The following is a 24885-nucleotide window of genomic DNA, read 5'->3' as shown; positions in this document are numbered from 1 at the left end:
TGGCCGGGCCGGCCGGCGGGGTGTTCCCGCCGGCCGGCCCGGTGCGATCGGTCCCTGACAAGGTCGCCGCATCCTCGTTTTCCCGTGTCCCCTCGGGCCCGTGGGGACGTCTGCGCCCGTCGTGCAGGTCGTGCGCGTTGTTCACGGTCAGCGCTTGCGGCGGACGGTGTCGCCGGGACCTGCCGGGACGGGGGTGGTCACACCGCTGGGCACCCGCAGCGCGGGCGCCGGCGTGGCCGCCTTCGCAGGGGTGGTGGCAGTGGCGGCGGGAGCCGCGGGCGTGCCCTGCGCGGTCAGTTGCAGGGTGATCGAGCCCTGCAGCAGGCCGGGGGCGGTCCAGCCGGACAGCTGCCCGGCGTAGGCGGTGCCGAAGGCGGTGCTGCCGAGCAGCTGGCTCTGGGTGGTGCCGGCCGGCATGGTCGCGGTGGCCTGGGTGCCGCTCGGCGAGGTGATGGTCACCGTGTTGCCGATCCGGTAGGCGGTTACCTGGTTGTTCTTCACCGCGGCGGCCCAGGCGGCCCGGTTCTTCAGCTCGGTCCCGATGTCCTTCAGCCGCAGGTTGACCAGCGGCGTGTTCGCCGCGTAGAGGCTGCCGTAGTCACCCAGGATCTTGTTCAGCACCGGGTAGGCGATGCGGTCCTCGGCGAGGTTCGACTGGTGCATGTACACCGGCCGGGGGTCGTTGGAGAGGGCGTGCCCGAGGGCGATGCGGCTCTCCAGCGGGACGATGTACGAGGTGTAGCCGGTCTGCGGGTCCAGCGGGGCGCTCAGGCAGGTGGTGGTCGAGGAGCCCTCGCAGATGCCGCTGCCGCCGTTGGCCTTGCTGGTGTAGATGTAGTTGTACTCGTCCACTTCCTCGGCCGCGTGGCCCGCGTTGTAGTAGACGTTCATCGGGAAGCGCGGCACGGTCAGGGCGGAGCCGATCTGACGCTGCTGCGGGTCCCGGGAGTTGTCGCTGGCCAGCCACTTCACGCCGGTGGAGTTCAGGGACGGGGCCAGGTTGGGGTTGTCGTCGGGCTGCTGCGGGAGCACCTTCATCCCGGAGTGCTCACCGGTGACCAGTTCGGTGTTGTCGAGGGTGAGGCCCTTGCCGCTCGCCCAGGTGCGGTTCTGGGTGATCTGCGAGGTGATGTCGGACTGGCTGACCCACTTGGTCTTGCCGCTCGCGTCGGTGGCGCACTTCCACGGCACCACGCTGACGTCCTGGACGCAGCCGAGGAACGGGTGCTGGTAGGTGTGGTTGACCCAGCGGTAGGCGTTCTTGTCGGCGATGAGCTGGGCCGCCGTCGGGTCGGCGCCACCGTGCTCGGCCTTGTAGTCCTCGCTGCCGCCGCCGTTGAACACCATGTCCAGGGTGAGCCCGTGGGCGGCGGACCACTGCTTGGCGTACTGGGCGTCCGCCGGCGTCATCCGGATCGGGTCGGGGGTCGCGCCGCCGCCCGGGGTGCAGTCCACGTCTCCCGGCGTGCAGTTGAGCGTGGTGTTCCACCGGTCGTCGCCGAGGAAGACGTCGTCGACGTGGACCGCGAAGTAGTTGCGGTCGGCGCCCAGGTGGATGCCCTGGGTCAGCCACTCGACGATGCCCCGGGTGAGCAGCCGGTACTGCTCCTGGTACTGGTTGTAGACGAAGTTGACGACCAGTTCCCGGCGCCCGTCGTGGGCGTACTCGCCGACGAGCGAGCCGCGCGCGGAGCTGCCCGGGATCGGGGCGTCCACGTAGCTGGTGAACGTGGCGCCGGCCTGCTGCTGGGCGAGCGGCACGGCGAGGTAGCCGTAGCTCTCGGACACGTCGGGCGCGTTGTCCTCGAAAGGAACGTTCCCTCCCAGGTAGCCGAAGGGTCCGGTCTTGCCGGCGGACGTCACCTGGGCGGTCATGCCGTCGAGCGAGCCGATGTACCCGGGCGACTGCGCGTAGTTCAGGCCGACCTCTGGTCTGGCGTAGGTGTAGGCGTCGGCCTGCCGGATGCCGAAGGTCCGCTCGTAGGTCGCGAGGGCCGCCATCTCGGCGGAGCCCGCTCCGAACGGGTTGTCGTTCGGCAGCACGACGGCCTGGTACTTGGCCCTGGGGCGGCCGCTGACGGTGTCGCTGAGGAAGGCGGCGTTGATCTGCGGCCGCCCGCCGTCGGCCAGGTCGACCCTGGTGTACGGGGTGCCCGCCGAGTCGAGTTCGGCGGTGATGGCCCCGGTGGCCGGCCCTCCGTCGTCGACGACGAGCACCTTCAGGTCGATCCTCGCCTCCGGTGTGGCCGCCTTCGCCGCTATGGGCGACGTGATGAGCGCGAGCATGGCGGCGCTGCCGCACACACCGGCTTTCAACAGCACGGAACGCATGATGAACTCCCCCCAGCGCCGCGGGTCGTCGCGGCGCGGCATAACGGTGGATCAGATTCGGATCAGAAAGCGATAGGAGTCGCGCAGGCCTGTTTACGTGCGGACACGACCGTGTCGGCAGTGAATACAACCGCGCATACGTGAATCCCCCGATCCCCGCACCCCCATCGCCCAGAGGTATATCACCTACTGATCCGCGGCCGGGAATTCACGTCGGCCCCCTCAGGGGCGCGGATGACGGGGTCCGATGAAATCGCGCAGTGTGCGATTTACCGTCACCGAATGAATAAATGATCAGTAATACATGCAGCTCAGGGCGCATTCGCCAGGAAGCGGGTGCGCCGGTGAATGCGCCGGAGCCGCGCCCTGGATTTCGCTGAACGGCCGGAAATCGGATCACCCGATGGTGCGATTCCACCGAGACCGCCGTGCGGATAATCCCCGCATCCGCTAAACGACGACGCACCCCGGCTCCGGGCCGAAGGCGGCCGGCCGGAACGAGGGGCACGGGGACACGCCGCTGCCGGGGACACGCCGCTGCCGGGGACACGACGCGCCCCCGGCAGCTCCGGGACAGCCCCGGCGGTCCTGGTGACCCCGGCTAGGACGAGGCGCGGACCACCAGTTCGGTGGGGAGTACCGCGTGCCGGCGTTCGGGTCCGCGGGCGGCCGCCGGACGCCGGTCGGCGATCTCCGCCAGCAGCAGGTCGATCATGGCCCGGCCCATCTCCTCTATCGGCTGGCGGACGCTGGTGAGCGGCGGCTCCATGTGCCGGGCGATGGCCGAGTCGTCGTACCCGACCAGCGCCACGTCGTCGGGGATGCGGCGGCCCGCCTCGCGCAGCACCTGGCGGGCACCGGCCGCCATCACGTCCGAGCCGGCGAAGACCGCGTCCACGTCCGGATGCCGCTCCAGCAGCACGGACATCGCCCGGCGGCCGCCCTGCTCGGTGAAGTCACCCGGCTCGATGAGGAGTTCGTCCACCTTCGCGCCCGCGTCCCGCAGCGCGTCGCGGTAGCCGTCGACACGGCGCTGGGCACCGAAGACGTCCAGCCGGCCGGTGATGTGCGCGATCTTGCCGCGGCCCCGGGTCAGCAGGTGCTCCACCGCCGAACGGGCGCCGCCGTAGTTGTCGGAGTCGACCGAGGTCAGCGTCTCGTCCAGCGAGCGCGGACCGCTGATCACCGCCGGGATCTCCAACTGGGCCAGCAGGTCCGGCAGCGGGTCGTCGGCGTGCACCGAGACCAGCAGCACACCGTCCACGCGGTGGGCGGCCAGGTACTGGGCGAGCCGCTGCCGCTCCCGGTCGCTCCCCGCGAAGATCAGCAGCAACTGCATCTCGGTGTCGGCGAGTTCGGCACCGACCCCGCTGACCATGTCGGAGAAGTACGGCTCCGCGAAGAACCGGGTCTCCGGCTCGGGCACCACCAGGGCGATCGCGTCCGTGCGGTTGGCGGCCAGGGCGCGGGCGGCGGTGTTGGGCACGTAACCGAGTTCGAGCACGGCCGCCTCCACGGCCGCCCGGGTCGCGTCGCTGACCCGGGGCGATCCGTTGATCACCCGGGAGACCGTGCCACGGCCCACCCCGGCCCGGGCGGCGACCTCCTCCAGGGTCGGCCGCCGGGCACCCCGGCCCCGCTCACCCTTGACCGCCATAGTCGCCGCCTTCCGTTCGCAGCCTTCAGGCCAGGAATGTAACAGCCGTGATCCGGCCGTTCCCGGCCCCGTCGTCCCCCCTGTGGGCGTGCCGGGTCAGCCTTGCCCGTCCGCCGCCGGCAGCGCGTTCCGGCGGATCACGTCCGCGTACCAGTGTGCGCTGGCCTTGGGGATGCGGCGCTGGGTGGAGTAGTCCACGTAGACCGCTCCGAACCGCTTCGAGTAGCCGTAGGACCACTCGAAGTTGTCCAGCAGCGACCACAGGAAGTAGCCACGCACGTCGGCGCCGTCCGCGACGGCCCGCCGGACCGCGTCCAGGTGCGCGTGCACGTAGGCGATCCGCTGCGGGTCGTTGACCAGGCCCTCGGGGGAGACGTAGTCGTCGAAGGCCGCGCCGTTCTCGGTGACCATCAGCGGAAGCCCGGGGTGGGAGGCCGCCAGGCCGGTCAGCAGGGTGTGCAGTCCGCTCGCGTCGATGGCCCAGTTCATCGCGGTGAGCCGGTCGTTGGCCAGGTGGAAGGCGACGTCGCCGGCGCCCGTCCACGGCGAGTGGTCGCTCGCGCCGTGGCCGTCGTCGCGGGTGCTGGCGCCGTCCGCGGTCGCCGCGGAGACCACCGTCGGGGAGTAGTAGTTGACACCGAGCAGGTCGATGGGGCGGGAGATCTCCGCGAGGTCGCCGTCCTGCACCAGCTCCGACCAGTCGACGATGTGCGCGGTGTCGGCGAGCAGGTCCTCGGGGTAGGCGCCGTCCAGGACGGGCCCGGTGAAGATCCGGTTGCCGACCGCGTCGATACGGCGGGCGGCCTCGGCGTCGGCCGCGCTGTCGCCGAGCGGGCGCACCTGGTGCAGGTTGAGGGTGAGGGAGACCTGCGCGCTCGACGGCAGGTGCTCGCGCAGCGCCCCGACCGCCCGCCCGTGGGCCAGGTTCAGGTGGTGGGCGGCGCGCAGGGTGGCCGCCGGGTCGGTACGGCCGGGGGCGTGCACGCCGGAGCCGTAGCCGAGGAAGGCGCTGCACCAGGGCTCGTTGAGGGTGGTCCACATCCCGACCCGGTCCCCGAGGGCGCGGGCCATGATCTCGGCGTAGTCGGCGAAGCGGTGCGCGGTGTCCCGGTGCGGCCAGCCGCCCGCGTCCTCCAGCTCCTGGGGCAGGTCCCAGTGGTAGAGGGTGACGACGGGGGTGATGCCCGCCTCCAGGAGCCGGTCGGTGAGCCGCCGGTAGAAGTCGAGGCCGCGTTCCACGGCGGGGCCCCGGCCGGTGGGCTGCACCCGGGACCAGGAGACGGAGAACCGGTAGGCCTGGAGGCCCAGGTCCTTCATCAGCGCCACGTCGTCGCCGTACCGGTGGTAGTGGTCGGCGGCGATGTCACCGGTGTCGCCGTTGCGGACCTTCCCGGGGGTGTGGCTGAAGGTGTCCCAGATCGACGGGGTGCGGCCGTCCTCGGCCGCGGCGCCCTCCACCTGGTAGGCGGCGGTGGCGGCCCCCCAGACGAAGCCGGGCGGGAAGGAGGCGTCGGAGGCCGGCTGCGCGGTGGTCTCGGTTCGTACGGCGGTCATGGTGAGAACGCTCCCGAAGTGGCGTGGGGAAGGGGTGGGACGGGTGCTGCTGCGGGCGGGAACCGGCTGGGGCGCGCGGGGCGCCCGGCCGGGTACGGCCCGCCCGCGGGGCGGGCCGTACGGGACGGCGGACAGGCGGGAGGCCGGCGTCGGCGCCCGGGCCTTGACGGCTGGTCAGCCCTTCACGGCGCCCGCCATGATGCCGCCGACGATCTGCTTGCCGAAGATCACGAAGACCAGCAGCAGCGGCAGGGTGCTGATCAGCGCGCCGGCCATGACGATGGACTGGTCGGGGGTGTAGGAGGCGCTGAGCTGGCCGAGCGCCACCTGGAGCGTCGGGTTGTCCTGGTTCAGCGCGAGGAAGGGCCAGAAGAAGTCGTTCCACGCCTGCACGAAGGTCAGCATGCCGAGCACCATCATCGCGGGGCGGGCCGCGGGCAGGACCACGTTCCACACGATGCGGATGTTGGTCGCGCCGTCCACCTTGGCCGCCTCGATGAGCTCGTAGGGCAGCGCCTCCAGCAGGTACTGGCGCATGAAGAAGACACCGAAGGCGCCGACCAGCGTCGGGAAGATCACCGACTCCAGCTTTCCGCCCCAGCCGATGTCCGACATCATCATGAACAGCGGGACCACGCTGAGCTGCGGCGGGATCGTCAGGGTGGCGATGACCGCGGTCATCAGCGCGCCCCGGCCGCGGAACCGCATCTTGGCGAAGGCGTAGCCGGCCAGGGTGCAGAAGAACAGCGTCGCCGCGGTGATGCACCCCGACACGATGACGCTGTTGACGATCGCCTTGCCCAGGTGGGCCTGTTCCCAGGCCGTCTGGAGGTTGCTCCAGAGCCGGCCGCCCGGCAGCAGCGGGGGCGGGCTGTCGAGGACCCGCTGCTGGTCGTGCGAGGCGGCGACCAGGGTCCAGTACAGCGGGAAGACGGAACCCAGGCCGACGACGACCAGGGCGAGGTAGGTGAGCGGGCCGCCCTTGAGCTGCTGTCCGGCGCCGAGCTTGAGGCGGACGCGGCCGGTGGACGGGGACGCGGCCGGCGGTACCGGGCCGAGGTCCGGCGCGGTCTTGGTGGGGCTGGTCGTGGTCATCGAGGTCGCTCCCGTCAGGCCGCGCTCTTGCGCACGAACCGGCCGACGATCAGGTTGATCAGGGCGATGAGCAGCAGCAGGGCGAGCATGGCCCAGGCCACGGCGGCGGCCGGACCGAGGTGCCCGAGCTTCCAGCCGTAGTTGTAGAGGTAGATGCTGAGGGTCTCGTACTGGTGCTCGCTGCCGCCGGTGGAGCCGAGCGTGCCGCCTTGGAGCAGCAGCGGCTCACCGAACAGCTGCATGGAGCCGATCGTCGAGATCACGATGGTGAACAGGATCGTCGGCCGCAGCGAGGGGATGGTCACCTTGCGGAACTGCTGCCAGCGGGTGGCCCCGTCGATGGAGGCGGCCTCGTACAGATCAGTGGGCACGGCCTGCATGGCGGCCAGGTAGATCAGCGCGTTGTAGCCGGTCCAGCGCCAGATCACGATGACCGAGATGGCGATCTTCGAGGTCCATTCGCCGTTGCCCCAGTCGGTGTTGCCGATGCCGACGAAGTGCAGCACCCAGTTGAGGAGACCGCCGTCGGCGCGGAACACCAGCGCGAAGACCAGGGCCGCGGTCGCCACCGAGGTGGCGTACGGGGTGAGGACGATCGTCCGCCAGAACGTGCTGGCGCGCAGCTTGTAGTTGAGCAGGTGGGCGAGGCCGAGGGCCACCAGCAGCTGCGGGACGGTCGAGATGACGCCGATCAGGAAGGTGTTCGTGACCGCGGTCCAGAACTCCGAGTCCTGGAGGATCCTGGTGAAGTTGTCGAACCCGACCCACTCGGACTGGCTGAGGCTCGTCATCTCCACCCGGTGCAGGGCGATCCAGCCCGTGTAGAGCAGCGGGTAGAGCCCGAAGGCGCCGAAGACGAGGAAGAACGGGGCGATGTACGCGTACGGGGATGCCAGGTCGTCGAAGCGCCACAGCCGGCTGCGCCAGGTGCCGCGGCCGTCCGGCGCGGCACCGGTGCCGCCGGCGGACGGGGTGGGGGCACCCCGTGTGGGGGTTGTCGTGGCCACGGGGGAGTTCCTTCCTGGAATCACGGCCGGGGAGTGGGCTGCGGACGCCGGGGCGTCCCGTCGGGTCGAAGCCGGGCGGCCGTGCGGGGGGAGCCGCACGGCCGACGCGGCACAGCGCGGTGCGGGCGGCCGCAGGGGCCGCCCGCACCGCGGGCTGTCAGCCGATCACCTTGTCGATCTGGTCGGTCGCGGCCTTCCACGCGTCGGCGGGCTTGGTGCCCCGCTGTTCCATGTTGTTGATCTGCGTGGAGATGGTGTCCTTGATGGTGGCGTCCTTCGGGCCGAGCACCGCCTCGGGGATGGACTTGGCCTCGTCGGCGTAGATCTGGCCGATGGGCGCGTCGCTGAAGTACGGGAGCTTGGCGTTCTTCACGCTGTCCAGGTCGTAGGCGCCCTTGTTCGACGGGAAGACGCCGATCGCCTTGAACACCTCGGCCTGCTGCTCCGGCGCGGTCAGCCACTTGACGAGGTCGGCGGCCTCCTTGGCGTGCTTGCCGCTCTTGGGCACGGCCAGGAAGGAGCCGCCCCAGTTGGCCGCGGTCGAACCGGGCGCCTTGGCGATGTCCCACTTGCCCTTGAAGGAGTCACCGGAGTTGGTGGAGATCTGACCGGCCATCCAGGCGGGGCAGGCCACGGTGGCGACCGTGCCCTTGCGCAGCGCCGCGGTCCAGGCGTCGGTGAACTGGGGCAGGCCCTGGGTCAGCTTCTTGGACGCGGCCTCGGCGGCCAGGTTCCAGCCCTGCTGCACGGAGGGGCTGTCCTTGTAGATCGCCTTGCCGCTGGCGTCGTAGTACTGCTGCGCGGAGGAGCTGACCACCGCGTTGTACATGGCGCTGGCCGAGTCCATGAAGTAGGTACCCGACGGGGCCTTCTTCTTGAACTGCTCGCCGAGCTTGAGGTAGTCCTCCCAGCCGCCGGCGACGGCCTTGGCGACGGCCTCGCGGTCGGTGGGCAGACCCGCCTGCTTGAAGAGGTCCGTGCGGTAGCACAGGGACATCGGGCCGATGTCGGTGCCGGCGCCGATGACCGTGCCGTCCGCGGCGGTGGCCTGCTTCTCCTTCCAGGAGACCCAGTCGTTCACGTCGATGGTCTTGCTCAGGTCGGTGAACTTGGCGGCCTGGGTGTCCACGACCTCCTTGATGCGGCCCACCTCGATACCGGTGACGTCCGCCAGACCGCTGCCCGTGTTCAGCTGCTGGAGCAGCTTCGGGTAGTAGTCCTGCTCGTTGGCGGTCGTCTGCTCCTTCACCGTGATGTTCGGGTGCAGCTTGTGGTACTTGGCGAACAGGTCGGCTTCCTTGTAGCCGAACTGACCGAAGTCGGCGACGGTGAGAGTGATGTTCCCGTTGGAGTCCGAGGCGTCCGAGCCGCTGTCGTCGCTGCAACCGGTCAGCAGCAGGGCCGAGGCGGTCAGGACCGATGTGGTCAGGGCCGCCGCTCTGCGGCCGCTCCGGCCGGTACGGGTGATGCGCATTCCACTACTCCTTGTTCCAGTGGGGAACGGGATCTCAGGAATCAGACCGCCGGGGTCTCGACGGTCCGGACCTGCCCTCTTGGTGCGAGCAGCGGCCGGCCCACCGCACTCGGCGTGCGATGAAAAGGTGCTGGTCAACGGGGTGCGGTGACGACAGAGGGAAGGGCCATGAGGTGGTTCGGTCCACACGGGAGAAGTTCCCCCGTCTACCCGTGGGACCGCTCCCACGCGGCATGCCGGAAGACTGGTTCCTGCCGGGCCAGCTGTCAAGACTTGAAAACGGCGTTGTTGCGCAAGCGTGTTCAGCACGTCACGGGAACGTGTCGCGCCATGCGGGTTCACCTGGCGGACATCGGCCCGTCTCGCACCGGAATCATGCAGGTCACCGGGGCAGCAGTTCCCTGGCGCCCCAAGCGTCGCACGGTACGGGGGTGCGGCACGGGGGTTTTCCGGACTGAGAGGTTCCGGCCCAGGACCGCCCGCCGGAAGGTGAACGGTCCCTCGTTCCCGCCGGGCCACCGCGGCCGGGCCCGGCGGGGCGGTTCCGGCCACGCCGGGGAGGCGGCCCCGGGCGGGGCACATCTGAGGCGCGATCCGTCCCCGGCAGGCCCTTCTCCATGGGAGCGCTCCCATGCATAATGGGGCCCCACCGACCATGGGAGCGCTTCCATGCCCGCATCGCCGACCGGGAGTTTTCCGTCCGCCTTCCTCTGGGGCGCCGCGACCTCCGCGTACCAGATCGAGGGCGCGGTCCGGGAGGACGGCCGGACCCCTTCGATCTGGGACACCTTCAGCCACACCCCGGGCAGGACGGCCGGCGGCGACACCGGTGACATCGCGGTCGACCACTACCACCGCTACCGCGACGACGTGGCCCTGATGGCGGACCTCGGCCTGAACGCGTACCGGTTCTCGGTCTCCTGGTCACGGGTCCAGCCCACCGGCCGGGGCCCCGCGGTCCAGGTGGGGCTGGACTTCTACCGGCGCCTGGTCGACGAGCTGCTGGCGAAGGGCATCCAGCCCGCGCTCACGCTCTACCACTGGGACCTGCCGCAGGAACTGGAGGACGCGGGCGGCTGGCCGGAACGGGACACCGCGTACCGGTTCGCCGAGTACGCGCGGATCGTCGGCGAGGCCCTCGGCGACCGGGTCCAGCTCTGGACCACCCTCAACGAGCCCTGGTGCAGCGCCTTCCTCGGCTACGGCTCCGGCGTGCACGCCCCCGGCCGCACCGATCCGGCCGCCGCCCTGCGCGCCGCCCACCACCTCAACCTGGCGCACGGCCTGGGCACCTCGGCCCTGCGCTCGGTGCTGCCGGCCCGCGGCCGCGTCGCCGTCAGCCTCAACTCGTCGGTGGTACGGCCGCTGACGCAGAGCCCCGCGGACCTGGCCGCGGCCCGGACCATCGACGACCTGGCCAACGGCGTCTTCCACGGCCCGATCCTGCACGGCGCCTACCCGCGGACGCTGCTCGCGGCGACGGCCTCGGTGACGGACTGGTCGTACGTCCTGGACGGGGACCTGGCCGCCGTCCGGGAGCCGCTGGACGCCCTCGGCCTCAACTACTACACGCCGGCCCTGGTCTCCGCCGCGTCCGGCACGGCGGCCGGACCCCGGGCCGACGGGCACGGCGGCGGCGACCACTCGCCCTGGCCGGGCGCCGACGACGTGGCCTTCCACCAGACGCCGGGTGAGCGCACGGAGATGGGCTGGACGATCGACCCGACCGGCCTGTACGAGCTGATCATGCGGTATTCGGCCGAGGCGCCGGGGCTGCCGCTGTACGTCACGGAGAACGGCGCGGCCTACGACGACAAGCCCGACCCGGACGGCCGGGTGCACGACCCGGAACGGATCGCCTACCTGCACGGCCACCTCTCGGCGGTCCGCCGCGCGATCGACGACGGCGCCGCCGTGCGGGGCTACTACCTGTGGTCCCTGATGGACAACTTCGAGTGGGCGTACGGCTACGGCAAGCGCTTCGGAGCCGTGTACGTCGACTACGCGACCCTCGCCCGCACGCCGAAGTCGAGCGCGCACTGGTACGCGGAGGCGGCCCGGACGGGAACCCTGCCCCGGCCATCTGGTGCAGCGCCTCGTGCGGTGAACTGACCATGCCCGGAACCCGGCCGGACCGCGGCAGCCGTGCGGGCCGGAGGCTGTGGTTCGGTCCTGGGGGTGAACCCGCCTCCGGCCCGTGCCGGTGGTGCGGTGGGCCGGCGGTCAGCCGATCGCCGCGAACGCCTTGGCGAAGGCGTTCTGGGGCTGGGTGATCGAGCTGCACGTGGCGTCGGCGGTGGGCTTGGTGCCGCCCGCGCACTGCTTGTCGCGGGTGGCGGACCACATCGACAGACCGCCGAGGCCCTTGGACCTGGCGAAGTCCACGAGCTGGGTGGCGTCGTCCACCTTGAACACCTCGGTGGCGACGTCGTTGACACCGATCATCGGGGTGACCGCGACCGTCTTCCAGGCGGCCGCGTCGGAGAGTCCGAGAACACTCTTGACCTGGGCCTGGGTGGCGGTGGCCGCCTGGGTGGCGTACGTGCCCATGTCGCCGTTGTAGGCGGGGCCGTAGTCCATCGCCATGATGTTGACGGTGCCGATCCTCACGCCGTTGGCCTTGGCGTCGGCGAGCAGGTTCACGCCGTCCTGGGTGAGGCCCTCCGGCATGACCGGCAGGGTGAAGGAGACGTCCAGGTCCGGGTGGCTCGCCTGGAGCTTGGCGATGGCCTTCGCACGGTTGGTGTTCGCGGTGGTGTCGGGCAGCGCGCCGCCTTCCACGTCGAAGTCGACCTTGGTCAGCCTGAAGGCGTCCACGGCCTTGCCGTACGCGGCCGCCAGCGCGTCCGCCGACGAACAGGTGGTCGCCAGTTCGGAGCCGGAGGCGCCGCCGAAGGAGACCCGGACGTCACCGCCCTTGGCGCGCAGGGCGCCGATCTGGGCCGCCACGCCGTCGCTCGTCAGGTCCGTCACCCCGCCCCACTTGGGCGTGCAGCCTCCGCCGTCGGTGACGAAGGCGAGGTTGTAGTTCTTCACGCCGGTCGCGTCGACGGCCGCGAGGAGGTCGTACGCCGGGTAGAGGGAGGTGTCGACGTACGGGGCGAAACCGGCGGCGGCGGTGGTGCCCGTGCCGGTGGTCCGGGTGGGGGTCGGGGTCGGGGTGGGGGTCGCCGTCGCGGTGCGGGTGGGGGCCGGGGTGGCGGAGGCCGTGGCGGTGGGCTTGGGGGTCGGGGTCGGCGTGGCGGGCCGCGTCGGACGGCCGCTGGGCTCGGGGGTCGCCGTGCCGTCCGCGGAACAGCTCGCGTCGTCGATGCGGCAACCGGTCGGGTCGCCGGTGCCGTTGACCACGAAGCCGACGGTCACCGACTCGTCGGCGGCGAGGCCGTCCGTGTCCCACTTCGGCGGCTTGACGGTGACGTGCCGGCCGCTGACCGTGGACTCGGCGTTCCACAGCGAGCTGAGCTTCGCACCGGCCGGCAGGTCGAACTCCATGGTCCAGTCCTTCTCCGTGGCGCCGCTGTTGTTCGTCACGACGTACTGCGCGGTGTACCCGGTCGACCAGTCGCTGGTCCTGGTGTACGCGGCGCCGACCCCGGCCGCCTGCGCGATGCCGGTGAACAGGATCGCCCCGCCACCGACCACGGCCGCGGCGACCAGACCGCCTATCACCTTGTTCCTGCCACCGATGCTGCGCCGGTGCGTGCTCATGCGCGTGCCTGCCTTTGCCTGCCGAATGGGGGGTGCGGCAGCACGCTAGCGACCGGGATTCGGACAAACGGCCTGATAGGTAAGGCGGTTGGGGATCTTAGGGTGCGCTTAAGGAAGGGATCGGGACCGATTAAAGGTCGAGACCGTTTTCTCCGGTGGTTCGCCGCCGCCCCGCCTGCCGCCCTCCCCCGCCTGCCGGCGCGAACGGCGTCGGCGCATCGAGCCCCGATGCCCCTTGCGCACCGGCTTCCCGTCGTCCAGCTGGATCCAGATCCGCACCTCCGTCCCGCCGAGCACCGACGAGCCGATCCGCACGTCTCCGCCGGTCGACTCGGCGAGCCGGCGCACGATGTCCAGGCCGAGTCCGGTCGACCCGGCGGCTCCGGAACCTCGTCCGCGGGCCATCGCCGCCTCCGGGTCCCGGATGCCCTGCCCGGCGTCGGAGACCAGCACGATCACCGCGTCGTCCGCGTTGTGCACGTCGACCGCGAAGGCGGTGCCCTCGGCGGTGTGCCGGAACACGTTGCCGAGCAGCGCGTCGAGGGCGGCGGCCAGGTCGGCCCGGGCCACCGGTATGCGTACCGGACGGTCGGCACCGGCCACCCGCCACTTGCGTCCCTCGTCCTCCGCGAGCGCCGACCAGAACCCCATCCGCTCCCGCACCACCTCGGCCGCGTCGCACCCGGCGCCCGGCCCGGCCGCCGCCGTCTGCGGCTTGGCCTCGCGGGCGGTCCGGATGATGGTGTCGACCTCGCGCTCCAGCTGGGCGACCGCGGCCCGGGTCTGCTCGGCGGCCGGCCCGTCGCCGAGCGAGGCCGCGTTCAGCCGCAGCACGGTGAGCGGGGTCCGCAGCCGGTGCGAGAGATCGGCGGCCAGCTCCCGCTCGTTGGCGAGCAGTTGGACGACCTGGTCGGCCATCGAGTTGAACGCGGCCGCCGCCAGCCGCAGTTCGGTCGGCCCGTCCTCGGGCACCCGCGAGCCGAGCTTGCCCTCGCCCAGTTCGTGCGCGCCCTCGACCAGCCGCCGGGCGGGCCGCACCATCCGCACGCCCAGCCGGTCCGCGACCGCGACCGAGCCGACGACCAGCGCCAGGCCGACGGCGGCCAGCACCGCCCAGGCCGTGAAGACGCCGTGGGTCACCTCGGACTCGGGGACGTACACCTCGACGACCGCGATGGCGCCGGAGCCGAGCGCGACGGGCTGCAGCAGCGTCGAGCCGCCCGCCACCTCGGTCGTGGAGGCCCGGCCCAGTTTCCTCACGGTGGCTATGTCACGGCCGGCGGCGCGCTGCCGGCCGATGTCGACCGCGGTGCCGCCCCGGGGCGCCGGTATGTGCACGGCCATGCCCCGGTCGGCGCCGGCCGAGGCCACCACCCGCTCCAGCTTGTCCCGGTCGGTGGTGATGGACAGGGCGGGTGCGACGGCGGCCGCCTCCCGCTCCGCGTTGGAGAAGGCGCGGTCGCGTGCCATCTCCTTGACCACCAGGCCGAGCGGGACCGCGAAGGCGACCACGACCATCGCGGTGACCGCCAGACAGACCTTGACCAGTGCCCATCTCATCCGACCGGCCTCGCTTCCCCGCCCGGCGGCTCCAACTTCACGCCGACCCCCCGAAGTGTGTGCAGATAACGCGGCCGGGCAGCCGTCTCGCCCAACTTCCTTCGCAGCCACGACAGGTGCACGTCGATGGTCTGGTCGTCCCCGTAGGACTGCTGCCACACCTCCGCCAGCAGCTCCTTGCGCGGTACGACGACCCCGGGCCGCCCGGCCAGGAAGGCCAGCAGATCGAACTCGCGCCGGGTGAGATCCAGCCGTGCCCCGTCCAACTCGGCCTGCCGGCGCAGTGGATCGACGGTCAGACCGCCGACCCGCAGCACGCTGGAGGGCGCCGGCTCGCCCCCGCCGGACCGCGCCCTGCGCAGTACGGCGGACATCCGCGCCGACAGGTGCTCGACGGAGAACGGCTTGGTCAGGTAGTCGTCCGCACCGGCGTTGAGCAGCCGGACGATCTCCGCCTCGTCGTCCCGGGCGGTCGCGATGATCACCGGCACGTCGGTGATCCCGCGCAGCATCTTCAGCGCCTCCGAGCCGTCCAGGTCCGGCAGTCCGAGGTCCAGGACGACCACGTCGAAGCGGAAATGGGCGACCTCGCGCAGCGCCTCCAGGGCCGTACCGACGCTGCGCACGGTGTGCGAGGCGTCGGTGAGGTGCCGGATGAGCGCCGAGCGTACGAACTGGTCGTCCTCGACCACGAGCACACTTGCCATGCGCCGCACCGTACGCCATGCGGCACGCCCCGGCCGGGGCCTGTGGACAACTCGGGTCGGGTGCGCGGGGCGGTGCCGCTGAGGCAGTATGGGCCGCGATGCGCAGAGGACTCGTACACGTACTGGCCTGGCTGCTCGCCACGGGCGCGGCGGTCACGCTGTCGTGGTGGGGGGTCCACACGGTGATGGCGGGCACCGCCTACGATCCGCCGCGCGCTCTTCCGATCACGGCGGTGGACGACGCCCCGACGGCGCGGGGTTCCAAACCGCTCGCGCCGGCCACGTCCCGTCCGCCGGACCCCTCGCCCACCGTCCCGTCGCGTCCGTCGGCGACGGCCTCCGCATCGGCCCCGGCGCCCGCCCGCGCTCCGAGGTCCACCCCGGCCCCGTCCGCCCCGGCGGCGTCCGGTGCGGTCAAGGCCTACGACACCGACGGCGGCCGGGCCGTCTTCGACCTGGGCGACACCGGCGCGACCCTGGTCTCGGCGACACCGGGCACCGGCTGGTCGATGCAGGTGTGGAAGACGGAGACCTGGATCCGCATCGAGTTCAGCCGGAGCACGGACCGGGTCTCGGTGTTCTGCACCTGGCACGACGGTCCGCCGCAGGTACAGGTCGAGACGTACTGACGACCGCGGGAGCGTTCCCGCGGCCTCACCGGAAGACGGAGGGCGGCGGGGAGGGCGAGGCCACCGCCACGGCGTCGGTCACGGCGGCCGCGCCGCCGGTGAAGTCCCGCAGCGCCCGGCCGTGTTCGAGCCGTCCCGGGTGCGGGTCGGACGCGCAGCGCCGGGTCAGCTCGGCGACCGGCAGCGGGCTGTCGGCGGCCACCAGCACCGCGTTGCCGAAGCGTTTCCCCCGCCAGACCGCCGCGTCCGCCACCACCGCCACCTCGGCGAACCGCGCCCCGGCGGTGGCGATCTGCGCTCTCAGGTGCGCGAGGGGCGGACCGTCCGCGAGGTTCGCCGCGTACGTTCCCCCCGGCCGCAGCACGCCGCGCACCTCGTCGAGGAACTCCGTGGACGTCAGGTGCGCCGGGGTGCGTGCCCCGCTGAACACATCCGCTATGACCAGGTCCGCCCACCCACGCGGCACCTTGCCCAGCCCCTCCCGGGCGTCGACGGACCGCACCCGTATCCGCGCGTTCGGATCCAACGGCAGCTCCCGCCGCACCAGTTGGACGAGGGCCGCGTCCCGTTCGACGACCTGCTGCGTGGACCGGGGCCGGGTCGCCGCGGCGTACCGCGCCAGCGTGAACGCCCCGCCCCCCAGGTGCACCGCCTGCACGGGTCGGCCCGGCGGTGCGACCAGGTCGATCACATGGCCGAGGCGGCGCTGGTACTCGAACGAGAGGTAGGCCGGGTCGTCGAGATCGACGTGCGACTGGGGGGCGCCGTCGATGAGCAGGGTCCACGCGCGGCCGCGCTCGGGGTCGGGTATCAGCTGGGCGAGGCCGCCGTCGACCGTCTCGACGACCGCCTCGGCGGCGGCCGACCGGCGCCGTGCGTTCCTGGACTTGCCCATTGCGCCATTTTCGCAGGCCGTGGCCGTGCCGGGAATTCAGCAGCAGCCGTCAGCGGCCTCGATCAGCCGGGCCGCCTCCCCGAGCGCCCGGCGCAGCACAGCCGGGTCCGTCGCCAGGTCGGCCTCACCGGGCGGCAGCAGCCAGTCGGAGCCCTCCACGGGCGGGTCGGGGTTGAGCCGCAGCCCGCGCCCCTCGGTCCCGGTGCAGGTGCTTCCGGGAACGTCCCAGCAGGCCGCCGTACCGGCCGGCACCACGAAGCCGAGGGTGTCGCATCCGTCGTCGTGGAGCACCGGTCCCACCGCGTCCGCGGCTCCCCGGCGCAGGATGTCGACCGCCTCCAGGCCCTGCCGGGCCGGTACCGTCACGAGGTCGCACCCCGTGTCGTCCGCCACCGGATCCGGCGGCGGCGTACAAGGATCGTTGCTCTGGCTGGTCTCCATCCCGGCCTCCACCGCGCAGCCCCATTGCCGTCCGCGAGGTCCAACGCGCCACCGCGTCAACGGCTACGGCGGAAGTCAGCCGCAAAGGATGGCAGTTCATGGCAGATCGTGCATGAGATATCCGGTTTGTAGCCAAACCCAGCGTCACCGGTCCGACACAGCAGGTACGTTCTTGCCCGCCGGGATCAGGGGTCCACTCGGACAACTCAGTACGAGTCCGGCATGGTTCGACGGTTCGCACGAGAGGACCCGGCCATGGCGTCGTCCATCACGACCTCGTCGCAGCCCGATCGGCCGGTACGGCCGAACCACACCTTCCGGCAGTTACGCGGCCGGCACTCGCCGGCCGAGTTCGCCGGGCTGGTCCGGCGCGCCGCCCGCGAGATCGGCGAGCGGGTGAGCTGTGACGCGCGCTACATCGGCCGGGTCGAGGCGGGTGAGATCCGCTGCCCGAACTACGCGTACGAACGGGTGTTCCTGCACATGTTCCCCGGTCGCACGCTCGCCGACCTCGGCTTCGCGCCTCGCTCGGCCGTCCGGGGACGCGGCTCACGGCCGTCGGAGGACGGCCCGCTCGCCCTCGTCGTCGGTGAGACGCGCGAGCCGGTCGAGCCGTACGACCCGAAGGACAGGTTTCAACCGCAGGACACGCATCACCCGCAGGACACGTACGAGACGCACGACAACTACGAGGAGAGCGACGTGCTGCGTCGCCTATTCATGACCGGCGGAGGCGCCACGGTGGCCGCCGCCACGCTGGGCCCCCTGGGGTCCACCATCGACGCCGTGGCGGCGGACCGGCCGGTACACCGTGCCGGGTCCTCGCACGCGGCCGCCCTGGAAGAGGCCGTACGGCGGATCCGGCTGCTCGACGACCGGCACGGCGCGGACGGTCTGTACCGGCGTGCGGCGGCTCCGCTGCGCGCTGCGTACGCGCTGCTCGACGCCGGCGCGACCCGGCAGACGACCGCCGACCGCCTGCACTCGGGCGCCGGTGAACTGGCCATCTCGGTGGGCTGGCTGGCCCACGACTCCGGCCGCTTCGACGATGCCCGCTCGCACTACGCCGAGGCCCTCGCGACGGCCCGGATGACCGGGGACCCGGGGCTGGAGGCGCACGCCTTCTGCAACACGGCGTTCCTGGCCCGGGACGCGGGACGGCCGAGAGAGGCGGTGCGGGCGGCACAGGCCGCCCAACGGGTCGGCCGGCCGCTCGGCTCGGCCCGCCTGATGTCCCTGCTCGCGCTGCGGGAGGCGGGCGGCTGGGCCGGGCTCGCCGACCGCACCGGCTGCGAGCAGGCCCTGGTCCGGGCCCAGGCCCTCTTCGAGCGGGGCCACTCGGACGCCGACCCCGAGTGGATGAGCTTCTACGGAGAGGCCGAACTGGAGGGCCTGGAGGCGCAGTGCTGGTCCACGCTGGGCGACTGGCGGCGGGCCGCGCGCCATGCCCGCAGGGCCGCCGAACTGCAGGATCCGCACTTCACGAGGAACATCGCGCTGTACACGGCGGAACTCGCGGACGACCTCGCCCGCGGCGGGCGTCCGGACGAGGCGGCGCTGGCGGGCCTGCGGGTCCTGAAGCTGCTGGACCAGGTCCAGTCCTCGCGCATCCAGGGGATGCTGGCGGGGACGGCCCGGGTGCTGCTGCCGCACAGGCGGGCAAGCGGGGTCCAGGAGTTCCTGGACCGGCACGCGTCGACCCCGCGGGGCGTGTAGGGCCGACAGGCAGTCGCGCGGGTGCGGGGCCCGGGTGCGGGTGCGCCCTCGTGCGCGTGGGAGCCGATCGCGCGGCTCCTCCCCCCGCTCTCGGCCGGGACCCCCGGCGCCCCTGACGGGGCGCCGTCAGCCCGCCAGGTGTCCCAGGTCGTTCCAGCTCTCGATCGCCGGTTCACCGTAGGCCCACCCCAGCACCGACAGTGACGTCGGGTTCAGGCGGATCCGTGCCGCGAAGTCCAGCGGCAGGCCCAGCCACCGCGCCCCGATCGACCGCAGTACGTGCCCGTGGGCGAAGACCAGCACGTCCCGGTCGGCGGCGCGCGCCCAGGCCACCACCTCGTCCGCGCGCGCGGTGACCTCGGCCGTCGTCTCGCCCCCGGGAACACCGTCGCGCCAGATCAGCCAGCCCGGCCGGGCCGCCTGGATCTCCGCCGGAGTCAGCCCCTCGTACACGCCGTAGTCCCACTCCATGAGCGTGTCCCAGCGCTCCGCCCGGTCGCCGAACCCGGCGAGTTCGCACGTCTCACGCGCGCGTGCCAGCGGGCTGGTGCGCACCTCGGCGTCCGCGAGGCCGTCGTACGGCGGCCGGTGCAGGCGCTCACCGAGCAGTTTGGCCCCCCGCCGGCCCTCCTCCAGGAGCGGTACGTCGGTCCTGCCGGTGTGCTTGCCGGACAGCGACCACTCGGTCTGTCCGTGCCGGGCCAGCAGGATGCGCGGTGCCATGGAGGACGAACCCTTCGGGAGAAATTCACAAGCGGGACCCCTCCATCATCGCCCACCCGGGGAAGACGCCCGGAACGCGCCGGGATCGGGCAACCCGGCGGGCGGCCCCGGCGTCTTTGAGGGCTGAGCGCCCCGCATGGGCGGGAATGCGCGCAACGTAAAGTGTCACGGTCGGCCCGTCGGGTGCCGCGCGGACGAGGGACGAGAAGGGGGAGGCAGTCGGATGCCGCAGACCGAGAAACCGGGCACCGAGGTGACCGTGCCGACCCGACTGCGCTGGTGGACCGAGCTGCCGCTGATCCTGCTGGTGTACGCCTGCTACACGGCCGGCCGCCTGCTCGCACGGGGCGACACCTCGGCCGCCGTCGACCACGGCCTGGCCGTGCTGCGCATCGAGAAGACCCTGCGCCTCAACGCCGAGCACCCGCTGAACCGCCTGTTCACGCGCGAGGCCTGGCTCGGTGTTCCGGCCGACTTCTGGTACGCCTCACTGCACTACGTGGTCACCCCGCTGATCCTGGTCTTCCTGTTCCGCAGGCGCGCCGAAATCTACCGGCGGGCCCGCACCTGGCTGATGACGTCCACCTTCATAGGCCTGATCGGCTTCACGCTGCTGCCCACCTGCCCGCCCCGGCTGCTGGCGGCGAAGTACGGCTTCGTCGACACCATGGCGCAGTACAGCTCGTACGGCTGGTGGGGCGGTGACGCCAGCGCCCCGCGCGGACTCGGCGGCATGACCAACCAGTACGCGGCGATGCCGAGCCTGCACTGCGGCTGGGCGCTGTGGTGCGGGGTCATGCTCTGGCGGCACGGCGGCAACCGCCTGACCAAGGTGCTCGGCGTGGCCTATCCGCTGCTGACCGCACTCGTGGTCATGGGCACGGCCAACCACTACCTCCTGGACGCGGTCGCCGGTGTGTTCGTCATGGGCGTCGGCTACCTGCTCGAGCCGTACGTGACGCGGGCCGCGGGCGCCGTCCGGAGCCGGCTGGTCCGGGGCACCTCACTGGTCGCGGCCCGCTCGGGAGACACGGTTTCCCCGAATGTCAGTGGCGGATGCCAGACTTCGGCGGGTGAGCGAATTCCATCGCAGCGCGAGTCCCGGCTCGCCCCCGGAGCCGAACCGGACGCCTCCCCCACCGACGCCGGGGACGGCGCTCCGGCACCGGCTCGCTGAGCTGCGCGGCCCCGACGTCCCCGCGAAGGCCCTCGACGCGCGTGCCCTCGCGGCGCTCGCCGCGAACCCGGGGTGCAGGCGGCGGGCGATCCTGGACGGCGCCGGGGTGGACAAGACCGCGCTGGCGGGCGCCCTCGGCTCACCGTCCGCCTTCGGCCAGTCCCAGTTCGCGCTGACCCGGGGCAACGCCTTCGAGGCGAAGGTGAAGGCGGACGGCGGCGCGGAGTTGCTGCGGCTGGTGCGCAGGCATCTCGACCCGGGCGCCGAGCCCGCCGACGGCGCCACCGTGCCCGACCTGACCGCGATCGGCCCCGAGGGCCGTACGGCCCGCACGGCCCTGGCACTGCGCGAGGCCGCCACGGCGGGCGGCGCGGACGGCACGGGGCAGGGCGGCGCGGGCGGCTGGGTTCTCCTCGACCACCCGATGCTGGCCCTCCAGGTGGCCGGCTCACCGGCGTTCCTGGAGCCGGACGCGGTGGTCGTGCACCCCGACGGCAGCTGGACGGTCGTCGAGATCAAGTCCTTCCCCATGCTGGACGGTTCCGCGGACCCGGCGAAGGTCGGGGCGGCCGCCCGGCAGGCCGCGGTGTACGTACTGGCCCTGGAGGAGGTCGCGTCCCGGCTCGACCCCGCCCCACGGGTCCGCCACGACGTGCTGCTGGTCTGCCCCAAGGACTTCTCCAACCTGCCCACCGCGGCCGCCGTCGACGTCCGCAAGCAGCGCGCGGTCACCGCACGCCAGCTGACCCGGCTGACCCGCATCCAGGACATCGCCGACACCCTCCCGGAGGGCACCTGCTTCGCCCCCGGACTGCCCACCGAGCGGCTGGCGGCGGCCGTCGACGCGGTCCCGGCGACGTACGCGCCCGAGTGCCTGTCCGCCTGCGAACTGGCCTTCCACTGCCGGCAGCGCTCCCGCGCGGCCGACGAGGTCACCACCCTCGGCCGCGCGGTCCGCGCCGAACTGGGCGCACTGACCACCGTCGAGGACGTCCTGTCCGCGGCGCGCGGCGACAGCGGCGACCCGGACGACCCGGCGGTTGCCACCCTGCGCCGGGCGGCGGCCCTGCGTGCCGAGGCGCTCGCCGCCCAGGGGGTCATGTGTCCCTGATCACCACCCTCGCCCGTCTCGAGGCCGTGAGCACGGGCACCGCGCAGCCCGCCGCCACCGTCCGCCACCGGCACCTGTCCGCACACCCCCTCGTCCTCGTGCCGCTCACCACCTCGGGCGAGGCGGGCGCGCCCCTCGGCGCCCTGGTCGGCACCGACCGGGACGCCCCGCGGCTGCTGGTCGTACCCCAGCCGCGCGACCGCGACCTGCGGTTCGCGTTCCTCGCCGAGCTCGCCGACGTCGTCCTGCCCCACCTGGAGTCCTACGCCGACTCCGTCGAGGCCGCCGAGCGCACGGAGACCGATCCGGAGACCGGCAAGCGGGTCAAGGCCGAGGTGGAACTCTGCGCCGACGCACCCCAGTTGATCGTCCCGGGCCGCGCGGGCATCGAGTACGTACGGCTGCTGGGACGCTCGACGCGCTTCCGGCGCACGGCCGAGCAGGACCCGGAGACGCCCTACCCGGCCCCGCCCCGGGTGCCGCTGCTCGGCCGCTGGCTCACCCACTTCGGCGAGCGCGCCCGCGTCCCCGGCTCCTCCCTCCTCCTCGCCATGACCGACCTGCTCTCCCGGCACTGGGCGACCGGGCAGTCCGGCGTCGAGGACCAGCACCTGGGCGCGCTGCTCGCCTGGATCGCCCCGCCCGAGGGAAGTACCGGCGCCGCGGCCGCGCGGGTGGCCGAGCTCGCGCGGGACGGCGACGGGCAGTTGCTGTGCCCGCCGGCCGGCCCGGCCACCGACCCGGCGTTCGACAACAAGCTGCTGGCGCCGGCCTTCGAACGGTACGACCGCGCCCGCACCGCGCTGGCGGGGGCCGAGGACGGTCTCCAGGCCGACGACCGGCTGGCGATCCTCACCGCCGCCGAGCGGGAGATCCGCGACCTGGTCGCGAGCCGGACGCGGCCCACCTGGGACGCGGTCTGGCAGGGCCTGGACCTGCTGCGCGGGCTCCCGGAGGGCGCCCGGGCCGAGGAGCGGTGGACCCGGGACCGCTGGTCGTTCACCGGCCACCGGGACCGGGTGCTGGCCGGTGAGCCGCCGCAGCCGCGCCGCGACGACGCGGTCACCGCCGCCAACAAGCTGGCCACCCGTGAGCGCGAGCAGGCCCGCCTCGACGCCCAGGAGGCGCTGGACGACCCGCTGGTGATGGCGGGGCGACGGCTGACCGGGGAGGCGTTCGCGGGCGAGGTCCTCGATGTCGTCATGGCCCACAGCGAGGGCAAGCGGCCCAGCCCGCGCCCACTGGTGACCGTGCGCACGGAGGACCGGCCGCATCTCGGGGAGCGCGTGAAGGCCTACCGCTCGCTGGGCGGCAAACCGCAGTCCATGGAGTTCGTCGGGTACGAGACCGAGGGGGTCCTGGTGCTCCGGGTCCTGGACAGGATGGGCCGGGGCAAGGAGCCGGAGGCGGGGTCGGTCCCGGAGAAGGGCGACCGGCTCACCTGGACCCTGTTCGAACACGAGCAGCGCGGCGGGGCGAAGCTGCCCGACCCCGAGGCGACCCCGTGGACCCACGGCGGCCCGCCGGGCGAGGCCGCGGCGGAGACGGCCGACGCGGTGACCGAGGAGGACGTGCTGTGACCGCCGACACCGGCTTCGACCCGGGTGCGGCCGCCGGCCGCGCCACCGACGCGATCCTCCACGACACCCTGCACGGCAGCGACCGGGGCGTGGTGGTGGACTCCCCGCCGGGCGCGGGCAAGTCGACGCTGGTGGTCCGCGCCGCCCTGGAACTGGCCGCCGCGGGCCGCCCGCTGATGGTGGTCGCGCAGACCAACGCGCAGGTCGACGACCTGGTCCTGCGGCTCGCCGAGAAGGACCCGGAGCTGCCGGTCGGCCGGCTGCACAGCAGTGACGCGGATCCCTACGACAAGGCGCTGGACGGCCTGCCGAACGTCCGCAAGTCGGCGAAGGCGGCCGACCTGCGTGAGGCGCCGGTGGTGCTGTCCACGGCCGCGAAGTGGGCGCACGTCACGGTGGACGAGCCCTGGCGGCACGCGATCGTCGACGAGGCGTACCAGATGCGCTCGGATTCGCTGCTGGCCGTGGCCGGCCTGTTCGAACGGGCGCTGTTCGTGGGCGACCCGGGCCAGCTGGACCCGTTCGCGACGGTGGGCAGCGAGCAGTGGGCGGGCCTGTCGTACGACCCGTCGGCGTCGGCGGTCTCCACCCTCCTCGCCCACAACCCGGGCCTGCCCCAGCACCGGCTCCCGGTCTCCTGGCGGCTGCCCGCCTCCGCCGCCCCGCTGGTCTCCCGCGCGTTCTACCCGTACACCCCGTTCCGCAGCGGCACCGGCCACGGCGACCGGCGGCTGTCCTTCGCCGTCCGCTCCGACGGCTCCGGGCCCGACCGGGTGATCGACGAGGCGGCGGAGTCCGGCTGGGGCCTGCTGGAGCTGCCCGCCCGGCACACCCCGCGCACCGACCCGGAGGCGGTCCGCGCGGTGGCGACGGTGGTGCGAAGGCTCCTGGACCGGGGCGGAGCGGCCCTGTCCGAACGCTCGCCCGATCCGTCCCCCCTCACCGCCGACCGGATCGCCGTCGGCACCGCCCACCGGGACCAGGCGGCGGCGGTCCGCGCGGCCCTGGCGGAGCTGGGGGTGAGAGACGTCACCGTGGACACGGCGAACCGCCTCCAGGGCCGCGAGTACGACGTGACGGTCGTCCTGCACCCGCTCTCCGGCCGCCCCGACGCCACCGCCTTCCACCTGGAGACCGGCCGCCTGTGCGTGCTGACCTCCCGGCACCGTCAGGCCTGCGTCGTGGTCTGCCGCGCCGGCGTCCCCGACCTCCTGGACGACTACCCGTCGACGGAACCCGTCCAGCTCGGAACCCTGGTGAAGTTCCCGGACGGCTGGGAGGCGATGTTCACCACCTACCTCCACCTGCTGGAACACCGCGTGTCCTGGCGTCCCTGAGCTGCTGCAACGCACAGACGGTCGCTCCAGGGACGCCGTCACACCAGCTGTGAAAGCTCGTGCGCTCGGGTGCTGCCGAAGCTCGTGTGGGTGGGCAGGGGCCCACACGCCCTCGTCGAACCGAAAACGGGACGAGCCCCTCGGCAGATTTCCGGAGACAGGCGCGGAGACAACCGGGGTCAG

Annotated in this window: 19 protein-coding genes; 7 read left to right on the top strand and 12 right to left on the bottom strand. The window is 72.7% G+C overall.

Annotated elements, in window-relative coordinates:
* Positions 1 to 147: 147 nt before the first annotated feature.
* From ACFY3I_RS18885 to ACFY3I_RS18860, 6 genes are all read right to left on the bottom strand, one after another.
* Entirely contained in the window at positions 148 to 2331 is a 2184-nt protein-coding gene (locus tag ACFY3I_RS18885) for a hypothetical protein (protein ID WP_390861550.1), read from the bottom strand.
* Between the two features lie 601 nt (positions 2332 to 2932).
* Complete coding sequence (locus tag ACFY3I_RS18880) at positions 2933 to 3988, bottom strand: LacI family DNA-binding transcriptional regulator (RefSeq protein ID WP_365292171.1); 1056 nt, start codon at positions 3986 to 3988, stop codon at positions 2933 to 2935.
* 96 nt (positions 3989 to 4084) lie between these two features.
* Complete coding sequence (locus ACFY3I_RS18875; RefSeq protein ID WP_365292173.1) at positions 4085 to 5542, bottom strand: GH1 family beta-glucosidase; 1458 nt, start codon at positions 5540 to 5542, stop codon at positions 4085 to 4087.
* Positions 5543 to 5716: 174 nt separating this feature from the next.
* Positions 5717 to 6637 carry a carbohydrate ABC transporter permease gene (locus ACFY3I_RS18870; protein WP_351323060.1) on the bottom strand — a complete coding sequence of 307 codons (921 nt, stop codon included), beginning with the start codon at positions 6635 to 6637 and terminating at the stop codon, positions 5717 to 5719.
* A 14-nt stretch (positions 6638 to 6651) separates the two neighbouring features.
* Positions 6652 to 7644 (bottom strand): carbohydrate ABC transporter permease, encoded by a 993-nt coding sequence (locus ACFY3I_RS18865; RefSeq protein WP_390861549.1) that lies wholly within the window; start codon positions 7642 to 7644, stop codon positions 6652 to 6654.
* A 157-nt stretch (positions 7645 to 7801) separates the two neighbouring features.
* The gene (locus ACFY3I_RS18860; RefSeq protein ID WP_390861548.1) at positions 7802 to 9118 is read right to left on the bottom strand and encodes an ABC transporter substrate-binding protein; all 1317 of its coding nucleotides are present in this window, start codon (positions 9116 to 9118) and stop codon (positions 7802 to 7804) included.
* Between the two features lie 669 nt (positions 9119 to 9787).
* Here ACFY3I_RS18860 and ACFY3I_RS18855 point away from each other — a divergent pair.
* Entirely contained in the window at positions 9788 to 11230 is a 1443-nt protein-coding gene (locus ACFY3I_RS18855; protein WP_390861547.1) for a GH1 family beta-glucosidase, read from the top strand.
* Between the two features lie 111 nt (positions 11231 to 11341).
* Here ACFY3I_RS18855 and ACFY3I_RS18850 read toward each other — a convergent pair whose 3' ends face one another.
* From ACFY3I_RS18850 to ACFY3I_RS18840, 3 genes are all read right to left on the bottom strand, one after another.
* Positions 11342 to 12826: a cellulose binding domain-containing protein gene (locus ACFY3I_RS18850; protein WP_390861546.1), complete on the bottom strand. Its 1485-nt coding sequence runs from the start codon at positions 12824 to 12826 to the stop codon at positions 11342 to 11344.
* Positions 12827 to 12934: 108 nt separating this feature from the next.
* Positions 12935 to 14386 (bottom strand): sensor histidine kinase, encoded by a 1452-nt coding sequence (locus ACFY3I_RS18845; RefSeq protein WP_390861545.1) that lies wholly within the window; start codon positions 14384 to 14386, stop codon positions 12935 to 12937.
* Positions 14383 to 15093 carry a response regulator transcription factor gene (locus tag ACFY3I_RS18840; RefSeq protein ID WP_365293031.1) on the bottom strand — a complete coding sequence of 237 codons (711 nt, stop codon included), beginning with the start codon at positions 15091 to 15093 and terminating at the stop codon, positions 14383 to 14385. Before ACFY3I_RS18840 ends, ACFY3I_RS18845 begins: the two co-directional genes overlap by 4 nt.
* A 98-nt stretch (positions 15094 to 15191) precedes the next feature.
* Between ACFY3I_RS18840 and ACFY3I_RS18835 the strand changes: the two genes are divergently transcribed.
* Positions 15192 to 15722: a hypothetical protein gene (locus ACFY3I_RS18835; protein ID WP_390861544.1), complete on the top strand. Its 531-nt coding sequence runs from the start codon at positions 15192 to 15194 to the stop codon at positions 15720 to 15722.
* Positions 15723 to 15747: 25 nt separating this feature from the next.
* Here the strand turns inward: ACFY3I_RS18835 and ACFY3I_RS18830 are convergent, their stop codons facing one another.
* Positions 15748 to 16617 (bottom strand): spermidine synthase, encoded by an 870-nt coding sequence (locus ACFY3I_RS18830; RefSeq protein WP_390861543.1) that lies wholly within the window; start codon positions 16615 to 16617, stop codon positions 15748 to 15750.
* Positions 16618 to 16653: 36 nt separating this feature from the next.
* On the bottom strand, positions 16654 to 17058 hold the full coding sequence (locus ACFY3I_RS18825; RefSeq protein ID WP_365293039.1) for a hypothetical protein: 405 nt from the start codon (positions 17056 to 17058) through the stop codon (positions 16654 to 16656).
* Between the two features lie 255 nt (positions 17059 to 17313).
* Between ACFY3I_RS18825 and ACFY3I_RS18820 the strand changes: the two genes are divergently transcribed.
* Entirely contained in the window at positions 17314 to 18774 is a 1461-nt protein-coding gene (locus ACFY3I_RS18820) for a hypothetical protein (RefSeq protein ID WP_365293042.1), read from the top strand.
* Between the two features lie 126 nt (positions 18775 to 18900).
* Here ACFY3I_RS18820 and ACFY3I_RS18815 read toward each other — a convergent pair whose 3' ends face one another.
* Complete coding sequence (locus tag ACFY3I_RS18815) at positions 18901 to 19497, bottom strand: histidine phosphatase family protein (protein WP_390861542.1); 597 nt, start codon at positions 19495 to 19497, stop codon at positions 18901 to 18903.
* A 223-nt stretch (positions 19498 to 19720) separates the two neighbouring features.
* Between ACFY3I_RS18815 and ACFY3I_RS18810 the strand changes: the two genes are divergently transcribed.
* Genes ACFY3I_RS18810 through ACFY3I_RS18795 form a run of 4 tightly spaced genes read left to right on the top strand, consistent with a single transcriptional unit; the run spans position 19721 to position 24702 of the window.
* Positions 19721 to 20674 (top strand): phosphatase PAP2 family protein, encoded by a 954-nt coding sequence (locus tag ACFY3I_RS18810; RefSeq protein ID WP_390861541.1) that lies wholly within the window; start codon positions 19721 to 19723, stop codon positions 20672 to 20674.
* Positions 20571 to 21785, top strand: a complete 1215-nt coding sequence (locus tag ACFY3I_RS18805) for a hypothetical protein (protein WP_390861540.1) — start codon at positions 20571 to 20573, stop codon at positions 21783 to 21785. Before ACFY3I_RS18810 ends, ACFY3I_RS18805 begins: the two co-directional genes overlap by 104 nt.
* Positions 21776 to 23365 (top strand): hypothetical protein, encoded by a 1590-nt coding sequence (locus ACFY3I_RS18800; protein ID WP_390861539.1) that lies wholly within the window; start codon positions 21776 to 21778, stop codon positions 23363 to 23365. Before ACFY3I_RS18805 ends, ACFY3I_RS18800 begins: the two co-directional genes overlap by 10 nt.
* On the top strand, positions 23362 to 24702 hold the full coding sequence (locus tag ACFY3I_RS18795; protein ID WP_390861538.1) for an AAA domain-containing protein: 1341 nt from the start codon (positions 23362 to 23364) through the stop codon (positions 24700 to 24702). The genes ACFY3I_RS18800 and ACFY3I_RS18795 overlap by 4 nt, the downstream gene beginning before the upstream one ends.
* Positions 24703 to 24885 lie beyond the last annotated feature (183 nt).

The sequence above is a fragment of the Streptomyces sp. NPDC001068 genome (assembly GCF_042897315.1).
In the GTDB taxonomy this organism is placed as follows: domain Bacteria; phylum Actinomycetota; class Actinomycetes; order Streptomycetales; family Streptomycetaceae; genus Streptomyces.
Note: the sequence above shows the minus strand (reverse complement) of the source record. Positions and strands in the feature narration are given on the sequence as shown.